Consider the following 13858-nt stretch of genomic DNA (forward strand, 5'->3'; position numbering starts at 1 on the left):
ATGTCCGTCGAGATCCGGCCCGCTGCCCCCACCACCGCCGTCGCGCCGCCTCCCACTGCCACCGCCGGCGTGCTGTCCCGGCTCGCCCGCGACCCGCGCGCGGTCGCCTGCGCGGTGTTCCTGCTGGTGCTGGTCGCGGCCGCGGCGCTGGCCCCGTGGCTCGCCCCGCACGACCCGAACGCCCAGAACTACGAGGTCATCCTGCAGCCCGCCGGGACGCCCGGGTACCTGCTGGGCAGCGACGACCTCGGCCGCGACATCCTCAGCAGGCTGCTGCACGGGGCACGGGCCTCGCTGCTGGCGAGTGTGCTCGCCGTCGGCGTGGCGCTCGGGATCGGGATCCCCCTCGGGCTGGCCGCGGGATACCTCGGCGGCGCCGTCGACATGGCCCTGATGCGCGTGATCGACACGTTGCTGTCCTTCCCCGCGATCATCCTCGCCATCGGGATCACGGCGGCCCTGCAGCCCAGCCTCGTCAACTCGATGATCGCGGTGGGCATCGTGTTCGCCCCGTCGGTGGCGCGGTTGATGCGGGCCCAGGTGCTCGCCGTCAAGGAGGAGCCCTACGTCGACGCCGCGCGCACGTTCGGCAGCCGGGGCGGGTACCTGGTCCGGCGGCACCTGCTGCCCAACGCGATCCAGCCCGTGCTGGTGCAGGCGAGCCTGCTGCTGTCGCACGCCCTGATCGCGGAAGCGAGCCTGAGCTTCCTCGGCCTGGGCGTGCAGCCGCCCGGCTCCAGCTGGGGCTCGATGCTCGCCCGCGCCTACACGTTCATCTACCACGCACCGCTGCAGATGCTGGCGCCCGGCATCGCCATCGTGGCGACCGCCCTCGCCTTCACCGTGCTCGGTGACGTCGCGCAGCGCGCCATCGACCCGAAGTTCCGCAGGACGGCATGAGCCCGAACCCAGGAGGCCCCCGAGGCATGGACCGCACCATCGACACCGGGACCGACGACCTGCTGGCCCGCGTGGAGCGCGGGGTCGGCGTGGTGGTCCTCAACCGGCCCGAGCGGCGCAACGCCCTCTCGCCGGACATGCTGGCCGCGCTCGCGTCCGTGCTCGCGGACATGGAGGTGGCCGACGACGTCGGTGCCGTCCTGCTGACCGGGGCCGGCGCCGCGTTCTGCGCAGGCGGCGACGTCAAGGCGTTCGCCGCTCGCGGCGGCGAAGGCGGCGGGACGAGCGCGCCGCGGGAGGAGCGGGCGCGGCGCCAGCAGGCGATGCAGCGCGCCACGACGGGCCGGCTGCACACGATGGCGAAGCCGACCGTCGCGGCGCTGCCGGGCGCCGCGGCGGGCGCGGGGCTCGGGCTCGCGCTGGGCTGCGACCTGCGGATCGGGTGCCCGGACACGGTCATCGCGACGGCCTTCGGAAAGGTCGGCCTCTCCGGCGACTACGGCACGACGTGGCTGCTCTCCCGGCTCGTCGGGCCCAGCCGGGCGCGCCGGTTGCTGTTCCTCGGCGAGCGGGTCGACGCGACTGCCGCCCACGAGCTCGGGCTCCTGGACTGGGTGGTGGAGGCCGACGCGCTCGCCGAGTTCGCCCTGTCGACCGCCGCCGACATGGCGGCCGGACCGCGGCAGGCCCTCGCCGCGATGAAGGCCAACCTGCTGGACGCGCAGCGGTGCGACCTCGACGACGCGATGGACCGCGAGGTACCCCGCCACCTCGAGTGCGGGGTGAGCGCGGACCACAAGGAGGCCGTGCAGGCGTTCGTGGAGAAGCGGGCGCCGGTCTTCGGCGCAGGCGTGAGGGAGGGGTCATGACCGACAGCTGGCAGCCGGAGGTCGACGAGCTGCGCCGCCGCGAGCAGCAGGCCCGCGAGATGGGCGGGCCGGAGAAGGTGCGCCGCCAGCACGACGCCGGACGGCTCACCGTGCGCGAACGGATCGACGCGCTGCTCGACGCGGGGAGCTTCCGGGAGATCGGCGCGATCGCCGGTCGCCCGCTGCCGGACGGCCGGTTCCAGCCCGCCAACTTCGTGTTCGGACGCGGGCGGCTCGACGGGCGGCCCGTGGTCGTCGGCGGGGACGACTTCACCGTGCGCGGCGGGGCCTCGGACGCGTCGATCCGGGAGAAGCAGATCATGGCCGAGCAGCTCGCCCACGAGCTGCGGCTGCCGCTGGTCCGGCTCGTCGAGGGCACGGGCGGCGGTGGCTCGATCCGGGCGCTGGAGGCGATCGGTCGCACCTACGTGCCGGCGAACCCAGGCTGGGAGTGGGTGGTGGCGAACCTCGGCACCGTGCCGGTCGTCGCGCTGGCGCTCGGCCCGGTGGCCGGGCTCGGCGCCGCCCGGGTGGCCGCCAGCCACTACTCGGTGATGGTGCGCGGGGCCGCGCAGGTCTTCGCGGCGGGACCGCCGCTGGTCGCCCGGCTCGGTTCCCCCATCACCAAGGAGGAGCTGGGCGGCAGCGAGATCCACGGCACCAACGGGGTGGTCACCGACGTCGTCGAGTCGGAGAAGGACGCCTTCGATCGGGCCCGCCGGTTCCTGTCCTACCTGCCGGCGTCGGTGCACGAGCTGCCGGAACGGGTGCCCGGCGAGGACGCCACCGACCGGCGCGAGGACTGGCTGATCCGCGCGATCCCCCGCAACCGCAGGCGCGCGTACAAGATCCGGCCGATCATCGAGGCCGTCGTCGACCAGGGCTCGTTCCTGGAGCTGGGCAAGGGGCACGGGCGCTCGGCCGTGACCGGGCTCGCCCGCCTTGACGGGTGGCCGGTCGCGGTGCTCGCCGGCGACCCGATGGTCTACGGCGGCGGCATGACGGCCACCTCCGCCCGCAAGATCGAGTGGTTCGTCGACCTCGCCGAGACGTTCCACCTCCCGGTCGTGCACCTCGTCGACCAGCCCGGTTTCGTGATCGGCGTCGAGGCGGAGCGCGCCGCGACGATGCGGTTCGGCGTGCGCGCGCTGAACGCCGTCTACCAGGCGAGCGTGCCCTGGTGCTCGGTGATCCTGCGCAAGGTGTTCGGGGTGGCGGGCGCCGCCCACACCAACGCGTCGCGGGTGCAGTACCGGTACGCGTGGCCCTCGGCCGACTGGGGCTCGCTCCCCCTCGAAGGCGGCATCGAGGCCGCGTACCGGGCCGATCTGGAGGCGTCCGACGACCCCGAGGCGATGCTCGCCGAGATCTGGGAGCGGATGGACGCCATCCGCTCCCCGTTCCGCACGGCCGAGGCGTTCAACATCCAGGACATCATCGACCCCCGCGACACCCGCCCGCTGCTGTGCGAGTTCGCGTCCCTGGCCGCGCCGCTGCGGACGCCGGGGCCGGTGAGCTGGAGGTTCCGTGGATGAGCGGGTGACCGGCTTCAGGCGCCGAAGTGCGTACCCAGCGCCGTGATCCCGCCGCCGTAGATCGCGTCGGCGAAGGTCTGCGTCAGGCCGGCCTCGTCGGCACCCTCGGCGTCGTACTCCGACCACCACTCGACGAACGCCTCACCCGACGACGTGACCGGGGCGACCCGGAACGTCGAGACGTAGCGGCGCACGGCGAACGGGCTCTCGAGGATCTCGTAGGTGCAGCGCCGCTCGGCGTCGTGCAGCTCCAGCAGGCGCTCGACCACGACGCCGCCGTCGCCCAGCGTCAGGCGGCGGACCGCACCGACCTCGGCACCGGAGCCGCCCTCGGTGAGCTCGCTGGCGCTGACGGCGGGCAGCCACCCGGGAAGGCCGTTGAAGTCGCGCATCAGCGACCACACGGCGTCGGCGGAGGCGGGTACGACACCACTGGCGTACGGGCGGGGCATGGGGACTCCTATCGGGTCAGGCGGGACTTGAAGGCGCGGGTCTGCTCGGTCAGGGCCTTCTCGGTGGGCAGGCGTTCCATGGAGGACGCGCCGTAGAAGCCGTGGCACAGCGTGGTGCGCTCCAGCACGTGCGCGGCGTCGTCGGGCATCGCGATCGGGCCGCCGTGGCAGAGCACGAGCACGTCGTCGCGCACCTCGCGCGCCGCGCCCGCCCACTCGTCGATCAGGCCCACGCAGTCGTCGAGGGTCTTGCTGGTCTCGGCGCCGATCGAGCCGCCCGTGGTCAGGCCCATGTGGCACACGATGATGTCGGCGCCGGCGCGGGTCATGGCCCGGGCGTCCTCAGCGGAGAACACGTACGGCGTGGTGAGCAGGTCGGCCTCGCGGGCGGCGGTGACGAGGTCGACCTCCAGCCCGTAGCCCATCCCGGTCTCCTCGAGGTTCGCCCGGAACACGCCGTCGATCAGCCCGACGGTCGGGAAGTTCTGGATGCCGGCGAACCCGAGGTCGGCCAGCTCGCGCAGGAACCGGTCAGTGATCATGAACGGGTCGGTGCCGTTGACGCCCGCCAGCACCGGCGTGCGCTCGACGACGGGCAGCACCTCCGCGGCCATCTCGACCACGATGTCGTTGGCGTTGCCGTAGGCGAGCAGCCCGGCGAGCGAGCCGCGCCCGGCCATGCGGTAGCGGCCGGAGTTGTAGATGACGATGAGGTCGATGCCACCGGCCTCCTCGCACTTGGCCGACAGGCCGGTGCCCGCGCCGCCGCCGATGATCGGCTCGCCGCGGCGGGCCATGTCCTGGAAGCGCTCGACGAGCTGAGCGCGCGCGAACCTCACTGCGATACCTCCAACCAGGCGCGCACCAGCGCGTCGGCGAACTCGGGGTCGTTGACGTGGTGCGGCACCCGCTCGACGCGGCGGGCATCGGTCCGGCGCACCTCGGCCTCGAGCGTGGCGAACAGCGCCTCGTCGGCCTCGGGGTCCCAGAACGCCTGGCCGGGGGCGTCCAGCGCGGACACCCCGCCGCTGGGGAGCAGGAACCGCACCGGGCCCTCGCACGCGTTGAGCTTGCGGGCCAGGAACCGCGCGATCTCGACGCACTCCTCCGGTGTGGTGCGCATCAGCGTGATCTGCGGGTTGTGCTCGTAGAGGTTCCGGTCGGCGAACTTCTCGGGCACGGTGGCCCGGCCCGCGAAGTTGACCATGTCGAGGGCCCCGCAGGAGCCGACGTAGGGCACGCCGGTGCGGGCGATGGCGCCGAGCCGGTCCTCGGTGGCCGGGAACACCCCGCCGACGACCATGTCGCACACCTCGGTGGTGGTGATGTCCAGGACCGACCCGACCAGGCCGTCGTCGACCAGCTTCTCCATCGCGCGCCCGCCGGTGCCGGTGGCGTGGAAGACCAGCGGGTCGACCGCGTCGCCGAGCCGTTCGGTGACCGCGGTGACGCAGGTCGTGGTGACGCCGAACATCGTGAGGCCGACCGCGGGCCGGTCGTCGCCTGCCGGGACCTCGTGCGTGACGATGCCGGCGAGCGCGTGCGCGGCGTTGCCGATGACTCGCCGGGAGATGCGGTTGAGCCCGGCGACGTCGGTGACCGAGTGCCACATCGCGATGTCGGACGCGTCGACGTACGCGGCGACGTTCCCGGACGCCACCGTCGAGACCATGATCTTCCCGACGCCGACCGGCAGCGCCCGCATCGCCGGCGTGACCAGCGCGGTGCCGCCGGAACCGCCCAGGCCGAGCACGCCGCCCACGTCGTCGCGGGTTCCGAGGAACCGCTCCAGGGCCAGCGCCATGCCGGCCACGGCGCTGCCGCGGTCGCCGGTGAACACGGCGTCCGCGCCGTCGGGGTGGTGCGCCGCGACCTCGTCGGGGGTGACGTCCGCGGACGCGTCCCGCTCCCGGGTGGACACGTCGACGGTGACGACCCCCGCCCCGGCCGCCCGGAGGAGCTCGGCCGCGTACCGCAGCTCGGCACCCTTGGTGTCGAAGGTGCCGATGACGTAGGCGAGGGCCATCTGATCGTTCTAGCGCACCGCCGGGTCCGTGGCGAGTCCCTCAGAGCTCGACCTCCCCGCGCAGGCAGGTGACCGCGTCGCCGCCGACCCAGATCGTGCCGTCGGCATCGCGGTCGACGTGCACGCGCCCGGCGCGCCCCAGCACCGTGCCCTGCGCGGCGATGTAGGGGGCCTGGACGCGGCCGGTGCGCAGCAGCCAGAGCCCGAGCCCGGCGTTGAGGCTGCCGGTGACCGGGTCCTCGACCGTCGACCGGCCCATCGGGAAGAACGCCCGGACCTCGACGGCGTGCGGCGAGCCGGCCGGGTACGGGCCGACCAGGCCGATCTTGAGCTCAGTCTGCTCCGGGCGGACGTCGAGCACCGCCTGCGCGCTGTCCAGCAGGACACCGACCCAGCCCGGGCCGTTGTCGAGGTGGTGGCAATCGCGGATCGCGGACCGGTCGACGCCCAGTACCCGCGCGATCCGCTCCTGCAGGGCGTCGTCCACGGGCTCGTCGCGCAGCAGCGGCGGCGCGGCGAAGGCCAGCCGCTCGCCCGAGCGCCGGATGGTGACCAGCCCGGCCCCGCACTCCTGCACGACCGTGTCCACCGGGTGCTCGGGGTGGCGCCCGAGCCAGGCGTGGCACGTACCGAGCGTGGGGTGGCCTGCGAAGGGGAGCTCCTGGGACGGGGTGAAGATGCGGACGCGGTAGTCGGCACCGGGTTGCGTCGGGGCCGACACGAAGGTCGTCTCCGACAGGTTCGTCCAGTGCGCGAACCGCTGCATCTGCTCGGTGGACAGCCCGTCGCCGTCGAGCACGACGGCCACCGGGTTGCCGCGGTAGGGGGTGGCGGAGAAGACGTCGACCTGGGCGAAGGAGCGCATGCCCGCAGCCTCGCCCGGCGCGACCCCGGGGGCTACGGCCAATCCGCGATCAGTGGCCCGCGCGCGTGAGCGCCGCGATCCGGTCCGCCGCACCGGGGTGGGCGGCGGTCAGCCGGGCCCGGTCGCCGAGCTCGAAGTGCGCCCAGTCGAACGGGGGCGCCGTGGTCGTCCCGACGAGCGAGAACTCCCCCGCCGGGCTGGAGCCCTGCCAGGTGCCCGCCGGGACGACGACCTGCGGACGTTGCCCGGCCGCGACGTCCTGGCCGAGCACCGGCTCGTCCACCTGCCCGTCCGCGCCGAGCAGGAGCATCCGCAGCGGCGCACCCGCGTACCAGTGGTAGGTCTCGGTGGCGCCCAGCCGGTGCAGCGCGGAGAACTCCGGCGCGAGCAGGAGGTAGTAGATCGCCGACGAGTGCGCGTCCAGGTGCGTCCGGCGGAAGAGGCCGCCCTCGTCGGGCAGCGGTTCCAGCCCGAGCAGCTCAGCCAGCCGCTCCCCCTCGATGCGCGTCACGTTCGGCAGTCTGCCCCGCTGGTCCTCGGTTAATGTCGGGGGCGTGAGTCCGTCGAGCCCGGAGCCAGTGGCGCTCACGGTGCAACCCGCGGACGGTGCGGCCGTCCGGCGGGCCGAGCGGCTCTCGCGGGTGCGAGGGCTGCTGCTGGGCCTGGCGCTGGGCGACGCGCTGACGCGGCCCGACCAGCCCGGCTCCGGCGTCCTGCTCGGCACGCCGACCACGCAGCTCGCGTGCTTCACGGCCGAGGGGCTGATCCGCGCGCTGGTCCGCTCCGACCACCGGGGCATCGGGCCGTCGCCGCTCGCGATCTGGTTCGCCTACCGGCGGTGGGCCCGCGCGCAGGGGATCCCGATCCCCCGCTCGATCGACCACTCGGGCTGGCTGCACCGCGTTCCCGCGCTGCGCGAGCGCCGCGGCGACGCGCCGTCGGTGGTGGCGGCCCTGAAGGCCGGCCGGGACATCGCACCCGATCCCGCCGCACCCACCAGCGGCGGGCACCACGCGCTCTCGCCGCGGCTGCCGCTCGCCGCCGTCGCCGCGCCCGCAGGCTGGACCGCCGAGGTCGTCACCACCACCCACGGCGACCCCGACGCCGTGCGCGCCACGCTCACCGCGGTCGACCTGGCGCGCGCGGCGCTGGGAGCACCGACGATGCCGGCCGTGCTGCGCGCGAGCACCGACCCGGTGCTCGACGACGCCCGCGACCTCGGCATGCCGCTCGCCCGCCTCGCGCCCGACCACACCGCGGTCTCGGCGCTGCGCGGTGGCGCCGCGCTCGCCGCCCGCTGCCCGGGCCCGGAGGTCATCGCCGACACGTTGTACGCCGCACGCGAGCTCCCGGTGCCGGGCGCCGTCGGCCCGCTCGCCGGTGCCCTCCTCGGGGCCGTCCACGGCGCGGAGCGGCTGCCCGTGGAACTCGTCGCCCGCCTCGAGGTGGCGTGGGCGGTGGACACGCTCGCCCGCGACCTCGTCGCGCAGGTGGAGGACCGGCCCGGCGGGAGCGAGTACCAGCAGGCGCCCGACCGCCACTGGTGGTCGCGCTATCCGGGCGGCTGACCAGCGTCGACCGGACCGGTACGGCCGTTCGGAGCAACATCATCGCCACCATTTCACCTACTGCAACTGCGTCGTAACGGCCCGAAATCCGCCTCACATGCATCTGCACGTGCGGGTAACATCTGAGTCACTCTGAGTCAGGGGGCGGGTATGGGAGGCGGCATGGCGGACCGCCTCGCTGTGCGTCTGCTCGAAGGTCTCGGCCGGCAGCTGTGGGGGTTCCCGCCACGGCTGATGGCCCACATCGTGGCCGATCAGGGGGCTGTCGGGGCCGTCAGCTGGTTCGCCCGCAACATGCCCCGCTACGAGCGCACGCTGCGGGTCCTCGGCCCGCTGCGCACCCATCTGGCCTGCACCACCATCTCGTTGCGCAACGGCTGTCGCTACTGCGCGTACGGGCACGCCTACGCCGTCGAGCTCGTCCACCTCAAGGACCGCGGCACCGTCTTCCCCGCCGACGCGGGCACGATGTCGAGCTGGACCGGGCTCGAGCCCATCGAGCTGCGGCAGCGCATCGTCGACGTGCTGCAGCGGGCCGACCTGCACGCCGAGGTGCTGTGGGTCGACCGCACCCTGGCCATGGTCGGCGAGTCGCAGGGTCCGGTGGACCAGCACGAGGCCCGCATCGCCCACCTCGTCCAGATGTTCGCCGTGCTCAACGCCGTCGGCATGGCCGGGGCCGTCGAACCCGACGAGGCGCACGACCCGCTCAACAAGGACACCGAGCTGAAGGCCCGCAACGCGCAGCTGCGGCGCTCGGTCGCCTGACCTGGTGCGATAGCCGAAACGTCCACTGCGTCAGACAGCGGCCACCGCCCGTCGACGGCTCGCGCGGGAAGCTCGGGGCGTGAACACGCCCGACCGGGGCCCGTGGTGGCGCCCCGTGCGGCGGGTTGGCGTGGGCGCGCCGTTCCCGGCTCGAGACCGCTGCCCCACCCCCGTTCCAGGCATCACTTGCAGTCACCCCGGCGCCCGGCCCACCCCCGGGTGGCGAGGGTGGCCGGGTGGGCACAACCACCGAATGACGTGGCCGCCCTGACGGCCGTCCCCGACATGGCCCCGGCCGGTTCCACGACGAGACCGTCCCCGCCGGGTGCCACTCATCCGGCTGTGGTGCCGTTCCCGAACCCCTTCGACACGGTCCTACCCAGCACCAGCAGATCATTTCCGGGCGGCCACGACTCATGATCAGCAAGTCGGCGCATTCCCGTGTTGAAAACGCCCGATAACGCGCCGACCCCTCGATCATGACCGGGCGCAACGGGACCACCGCCAGGTGCGCACCCACCCAGCAGCGACGGACTCGTCCCGAACAGGCCTGGGCCATGCCGGGAACGGCCGCCCACCCAGCCACAACACCCGGTAGTTCACCCAACCCGACCACTCACGAACGGGAGGGTGCAGGGCAGGGGCGCCGACAGCGCCGAAGACCCGGGCCAAGGCGAGAAGCAGCGGTCTCGAGCCGGGAACGGCCCGCCCACAGGAGAATCCCGACGACGTCGACACCATGGGCCTGCGACCCGCGACCGAAGACCCATGACGTCGACCGCGTCGTACACGGGCGCGTTCCGCGGAACGCGCGAACGGCCATGATCAGCAGAAGCGGCATGTGGTCACCGCACTACTGGTCCCGTTTTCGCTGATCACACCCGGGGCAAGGGTCGGAACGGCACCACAGCCAGACGCGTGACACCCGGCAGAGGCGTTCTCGTGCAGAACCGGCCCGGCCCGCGTCGGGGACGGCCGCCCGCGCACCCACGTCTCGGTAGAAGGCCGGGACGAGGGCGAGCCGGCTCGCCCCCAGCCGGGAACGGCCCGCCCACCACAGCCACTCCCACGAGAACCAGCGCCGAGCCGCCCCCTTTGCGGGTGAACGGAACACCAGAGCTGCCCATGCAAGATCGAACAACCCTGGTGTTCCGCTCACCCGCAAAACCGGCCGAGCGGCCCCGGCCACCGCCGACACCGTGGTCACGAAATCCGGCTGTCAAGCTAGGCGCTCGCGCGCAGCACCAGCTCCGACGGGTACCAGGTCTGGGGCGGCACCGCTTCCCCACCGAGCACGGCCGTGGCGGCCGTCGTCGCGATCGTCCGCACCGGGTGGGTGGCCGTGGTGAGCGCCGGCTCCCCCCACGCCGCCATCGGCACGTCGTCGAACCCCGTGACGGCGACGTCGCCCGGCACCCGCACTCCCAGCTCGCGCAGCGCCGCGATCGCGCCGAGCGCCACCGCGTCGCACACGGCGAGGACGGCGTCGGTGTCCGGCCAGCGGCGCAGGGCCCGCCGGGCGCCGACCAGGCCGTCCTCGGCGGCGAACCCACCCGGCACCACCCGGGCCGGGAGCCCGGCCTCCCGCAGCGTCGCGCGGTAGGCCTCGACCATCCGTGACGTGCACGGCAGCCAGCGCGGTCCGGTGATCATCGCGATGCGCCGCCGTCCGGTGCCGATCAGGTGGGCGACCATGGTGGCGGCGCCCCCGGCGTTGTCGATGTCGACGGCCGGCACGTCGCGCGACCCCACGCCGATCGACACCACCCTCCCCCGCAACGACCGCGGCACGCGGGCCAGCAGGCCGTTCGTGGCGTTGACCAGCACCAGCCCGTGCACGCTGCGATCGGCGGCGATCCGGTCCAGGCCTGCGGGCCGGTCGAGCGGGAGCCACTGCAGCGACACGCCGACCCCGGCCCGGTCGCCCACCGCGGCGGCGGCGTTCACGACGCGGCCGGTGTAGGCGTCGTCGAGCACGGTGGGGTCGGGACCGGCCACGGCGACGACCAGCCGGGTGCCGGTGCCGGCGGCGAGCGCGCGGGCGAGCGGGTCCGGGGCGTAGCCCAGGCGCGCGGCCACCGCACGCGCCCGTTCGCGGGCCGGCGTGGAAACGGTGTCGGAGCCGATCAGCGCGCGCGACGCGGTGGCCCGCGAGACGCCCGCCTCCCGCGCCACGTCCTCGAGGGTGATCGGGGCTCGCCGCCCGCCGCCCGTGCCCGCCATCGCCGCCCCCCTGCTCGGGTGCACGGTACCCGGCCCGCCGGTGCTGTCGGCCCATGCCGGATGGGGCACCCTGTCACGGTGCCGCGCCAGTCCGACCCGACCCCGAGCCTGTCCCGCTTCTGGAACGGCTACGTCGGCGACTGCGCGAACTCGGTGGCCCGCTTCCGCCGCATCACGGGCGCGCTGCCGGCCGGTCCCGCCCGCAGCTGGCTCGCCGAGATCGCCCAGCGCCTCGACGCCGAGCTGGACGCCGTGCGCCGCCTCGCGACCGTCGGCGACTCGATCGAACCGGCGCGGTTCCGGGTGCGCGAGGAGCCGGCCAAGCGCATCGCCCAGCGTCTCGACGCCTCCCGCTCCGCGTTCGCCGACGCCGTCTCGCAGGCGGCGGAGGTGGCCGAGCAGGTGGCGCTGGACCCCGCGCACAGCGACGTGCGGGCCAACCTCGAGGTCCTCAGCAGGCAGGCGGCGACGCTGGCCGGTGCGCCCGCGCCCCCCGAGCCCGAACCCGAGCCGCCCCGGCGCTGGTGGCGGCGCCGCGAGCGGTCCTGACCCGGCTACGGTCGGGTCGTGCCGTTGATCCAGACCTGCGTCGTCGAGGACCCGCTGCACGGCGCCGTGATCGTGCACACCGACATCGAGCGCGGTGGTGTCGAGGTCGCGGGTGACGGGTTCCCGGCGGTGCACCTGCGCCGCGACGAGGACGCGGAGGTCACCCCGTACGTCCCGATCGGCACGCGCGACACCCGGCACCTCGCGCTCACCGTCGACGGCGTGCCCGCCGGGCTCGCGACCGGCCGGGGCCGCTTCACGCGGTCCTCGTTCCGCGTGGACGCCACCGTGGGCGGCACCCACTACCGGCTGCACCCCCGCGACGAGGACGGCAGCAGGCTCACCCGGGACGGCACCGGCCTCGGCGAGCTGATGCTGGAGCCGGAGACGGTGGAGCTCATGGCCGTCTGGGCGCCCGGCGTCGCCGTGACACCCCGCGACGCCGCGATCGGGTACGCGCTGGCCACCGCTTTCGGCACCGGGGCCGAGGGCAGCGTGACGCTCCTGCTCAACGCCTTGACCGGCGGCGGGCCGATCGGCTGAGCAGCGTCAGCCGAGCCTGCGCAGCTGTGGCCACAGCTGCGACCACGGGAGCAGGCGCTCGCCGACGATCCAGACCGGGCTGCCCTGCTCGTCGTTGTCCAGCCCCACCCCGTTGTCGATCCGGGCGGCGAGCCGGACCTGCCCGAACCAGGCGCGCAGCCGTTCCTCCGGCAGCCCGACCACGATCAGCGTGCCGGCGTCGTCGGGCGGCGGGCCCCAGTCCCAGTAGGCGTTGTGCCCGCTGTGGGCGGGGGCGAGGGAGGGCAGGAACCGGTCGACGGCGCCGGCCTGCCCGTAGTTGCCGGTGAGCACCGCCACCCGCTCATCGGCGGGCACCTGCTCGCGCACCGCGGCCAGCGTGGCGGCGAACGCCGGCCAGCCGACGGTCTCCCCCGCGTCGTAGTGGATGGCGGGGACGGGCGTGCCCGCCAGCTCCCCCTCCGGTACCAGCGGCAGCATGAGCACCGACGACATCGCGAGGCTCAGCGCCAACGCCGCCGCGAGCACTCCCGTCCGCAGGCGCCGAGCGCCCCGCCGGGCCCAGGCCACCACCGGCGGGGCGCCCGCCGCCAGCAGCACCGGGAAGAACCCGGCGAGGTAGTACGGCTTGCCCCCGGTGATCGTGAACACCGCGGCCACGAGCACGTACGCCACGGCGAACGCGCGCCAGGTGCGCAGCGCCGGATCGCGCGCGAGCCGCCACCACCCCAGCGCCCACACCGGCACGAGCAGCGGGCTCACCAGCACCAGCTGGAAGGGCAGCAGCACGTACCAGGGCTCGCTCGTCCCCGAGCTGCCCCCGGCGATGGCCGCCGACAGCGCGAGCTGCGGGAATCCGTTCGCCACCTGCCACACCAGGTGCGGCGCCCACAGCGCCAGCGCGACCAGGGCACCCAACCACGGCCACCGCGTGCGCAGCACCGTGCGCGGCCCGACGGCGAGGACGGCCACGAACATCCCGGCCAGCAGGAACAGCGGCAGCAGCTTGTTCTGCAGTGCGACACCGGCGACGGCGCCGGTCGCGATCCAGGCCCCGCCCCCGTCGCGCAGCGCGCGCACGAGCAGCCACGTGAGGGCGGTCCAGGCGAGGAGGTCGAACGTCGCCGTGGAGAGCAGGTGCCCGACGGCGAGCAGGACCGCCGACACGGCCATGCTCGCCGCGGCCAGCAGCTGCGCCCCGCGGCCACCGCCCAGCTCGCGGGCGATCAGCCCGGTCAGCAGCACCACCGCCGCCGCGGCCAACGCCGAGGGCAGGCGCAGCCCGGTGAGCGAGCCGGGCAGCAGTGCGTCCATCGCGCGGGCGAGCAGCGGGGTGAACGGCGGCTGGTCGACGTAGCCGAACGCGGGTTCCCGCCCGGCCCGCAGGAAGTACAGCTCGTCGCGGTGGTAGCCGTAGCGGCCCGCCGTGGCGAGCAGGAGCGCCGCGACGCCGGCGCCCAGTGCACCGAGCCCGCCCCACGCCACATCGCCGCGAGGCGGAGCACCGGCGATCACACGCCGACGCTAGCGCCCCTCGTGAGTGGGAACGAGTGCCGGAGCACTCGTTCCCACTCACGGCCG

Annotated in this window: 14 protein-coding genes; 7 read left to right on the forward strand and 7 right to left on the reverse strand. The window is 74.4% G+C overall.

Annotation, left to right across the window (positions count from 1 at the left end; genetic code table 11):
- The 3 genes from FB558_RS23505 to FB558_RS23515 are packed head-to-tail and all read left to right on the forward strand — an operon-like array spanning position 1 to position 3304.
- A complete protein-coding gene (locus tag FB558_RS23505; RefSeq protein WP_142056916.1) occupies positions 1-900 on the forward strand; it encodes an ABC transporter permease in 900 nt (299 codons plus the stop codon).
- 26 nt (positions 901-926) lie between these two features.
- The gene (locus FB558_RS23510) at positions 927-1769 is read left to right on the forward strand and encodes an enoyl-CoA hydratase-related protein (RefSeq protein ID WP_142056918.1); all 843 of its coding nucleotides are present in this window, start codon (positions 927-929) and stop codon (positions 1767-1769) included.
- Positions 1766-3304, forward strand: a complete 1539-nt coding sequence (locus FB558_RS23515; protein WP_142056920.1) for an acyl-CoA carboxylase subunit beta — start codon at positions 1766-1768, stop codon at positions 3302-3304. Before FB558_RS23510 ends, FB558_RS23515 begins: the two co-directional genes overlap by 4 nt.
- Before the next feature lie 14 nt (positions 3305-3318).
- Here the strand turns inward: FB558_RS23515 and FB558_RS23520 are convergent, their stop codons facing one another.
- From FB558_RS23520 to FB558_RS44685, 5 genes are read right to left on the reverse strand one after another with little or no spacing between them, the layout of a single operon-like run.
- Positions 3319-3756, reverse strand: coding sequence for an SRPBCC family protein (locus FB558_RS23520; protein ID WP_142056922.1), 438 nt, complete (start codon positions 3754-3756; stop codon positions 3319-3321).
- A gap of 8 nt (positions 3757-3764) precedes the next feature.
- Positions 3765-4595, reverse strand: coding sequence for a phosphoenolpyruvate hydrolase family protein (locus tag FB558_RS23525; RefSeq protein ID WP_281288670.1), 831 nt, complete (start codon positions 4593-4595; stop codon positions 3765-3767).
- A complete protein-coding gene (locus FB558_RS23530; RefSeq protein WP_142056924.1) occupies positions 4592-5782 on the reverse strand; it encodes a Tm-1-like ATP-binding domain-containing protein in 1191 nt (396 codons plus the stop codon). Before FB558_RS23530 ends, FB558_RS23525 begins: the two co-directional genes overlap by 4 nt.
- 40 nt (positions 5783-5822) lie before the next feature.
- The gene (locus tag FB558_RS23535; RefSeq protein WP_142056926.1) at positions 5823-6647 is read right to left on the reverse strand and encodes a PhzF family phenazine biosynthesis protein; all 825 of its coding nucleotides are present in this window, start codon (positions 6645-6647) and stop codon (positions 5823-5825) included.
- A gap of 49 nt (positions 6648-6696) precedes the next feature.
- A complete protein-coding gene (locus FB558_RS44685; protein ID WP_246106709.1) occupies positions 6697-7158 on the reverse strand; it encodes a cupin domain-containing protein in 462 nt (153 codons plus the stop codon).
- Between the two features lie 43 nt (positions 7159-7201).
- Between FB558_RS44685 and FB558_RS44690 the strand changes: the two genes are divergently transcribed.
- Entirely contained in the window at positions 7202-8215 is a 1014-nt protein-coding gene (locus FB558_RS44690; protein ID WP_246106710.1) for a hypothetical protein, read from the forward strand.
- A 162-nt stretch (positions 8216-8377) separates the two neighbouring features.
- Positions 8378-8983, forward strand: a complete 606-nt coding sequence (locus FB558_RS23550) for a hypothetical protein (protein ID WP_142056928.1) — start codon at positions 8378-8380, stop codon at positions 8981-8983.
- Positions 8984-10207: 1224 nt separating this feature from the next.
- Here the strand turns inward: FB558_RS23550 and FB558_RS23555 are convergent.
- Positions 10208-11275, reverse strand: coding sequence for a LacI family DNA-binding transcriptional regulator (locus FB558_RS23555; protein WP_211366794.1), 1068 nt, complete (start codon positions 11273-11275; stop codon positions 10208-10210).
- A 9-nt stretch (positions 11276-11284) separates the two neighbouring features.
- Between FB558_RS23555 and FB558_RS23560 the strand changes: the two genes are divergently transcribed.
- Positions 11285-11755, forward strand: a complete 471-nt coding sequence (locus FB558_RS23560) for a hypothetical protein (protein ID WP_142056930.1) — start codon at positions 11285-11287, stop codon at positions 11753-11755.
- A gap of 18 nt (positions 11756-11773) precedes the next feature.
- Positions 11774-12298, forward strand: a complete 525-nt coding sequence (locus tag FB558_RS23565) for a hypothetical protein (RefSeq protein WP_211366795.1) — start codon at positions 11774-11776, stop codon at positions 12296-12298.
- 6 nt (positions 12299-12304) lie between these two features.
- Here the strand turns inward: FB558_RS23565 and FB558_RS45260 are convergent, their stop codons facing one another.
- Positions 12305-13792 (reverse strand): glycosyltransferase family 39 protein, encoded by a 1488-nt coding sequence (locus FB558_RS45260; RefSeq protein WP_142056933.1) that lies wholly within the window; start codon positions 13790-13792, stop codon positions 12305-12307.
- Positions 13793-13858 lie beyond the last annotated feature (66 nt).

This window comes from Pseudonocardia kunmingensis (assembly GCF_006716445.1).
GTDB classification, from domain to species: domain Bacteria; phylum Actinomycetota; class Actinomycetes; order Mycobacteriales; family Pseudonocardiaceae; genus Pseudonocardia; species Pseudonocardia kunmingensis.

Excerpts from the sequence above, each read along its gene's own strand:
- FB558_RS23530 (WP_142056924.1), bottom strand. The coding sequence starts at position 5,782 with ATGGCCCTCGCCTACGTCATCGGCACCTTCGACACCAAGGGTGCCGAG.
- FB558_RS23510 (WP_142056918.1), top strand. The coding sequence starts at position 927 with ATGGACCGCACCATCGACACCGGGACCGACGACCTGCTGGCCCGCGTG.
- FB558_RS23515 (WP_142056920.1), top strand. The coding sequence starts at position 1,766 with ATGACCGACAGCTGGCAGCCGGAGGTCGACGAGCTGCGCCGCCGCGAG.
- FB558_RS23550 (WP_142056928.1), top strand. The coding sequence starts at position 8,378 with ATGGCGGACCGCCTCGCTGTGCGTCTGCTCGAAGGTCTCGGCCGGCAG.
- FB558_RS23520 (WP_142056922.1), bottom strand. The coding sequence starts at position 3,756 with ATGCCCCGCCCGTACGCCAGTGGTGTCGTACCCGCCTCCGCCGACGCC.
- FB558_RS23505 (WP_142056916.1), top strand. The coding sequence starts at position 1 with ATGTCCGTCGAGATCCGGCCCGCTGCCCCCACCACCGCCGTCGCGCCG.
- FB558_RS23535 (WP_142056926.1), bottom strand. The coding sequence starts at position 6,647 with ATGCGCTCCTTCGCCCAGGTCGACGTCTTCTCCGCCACCCCCTACCGC.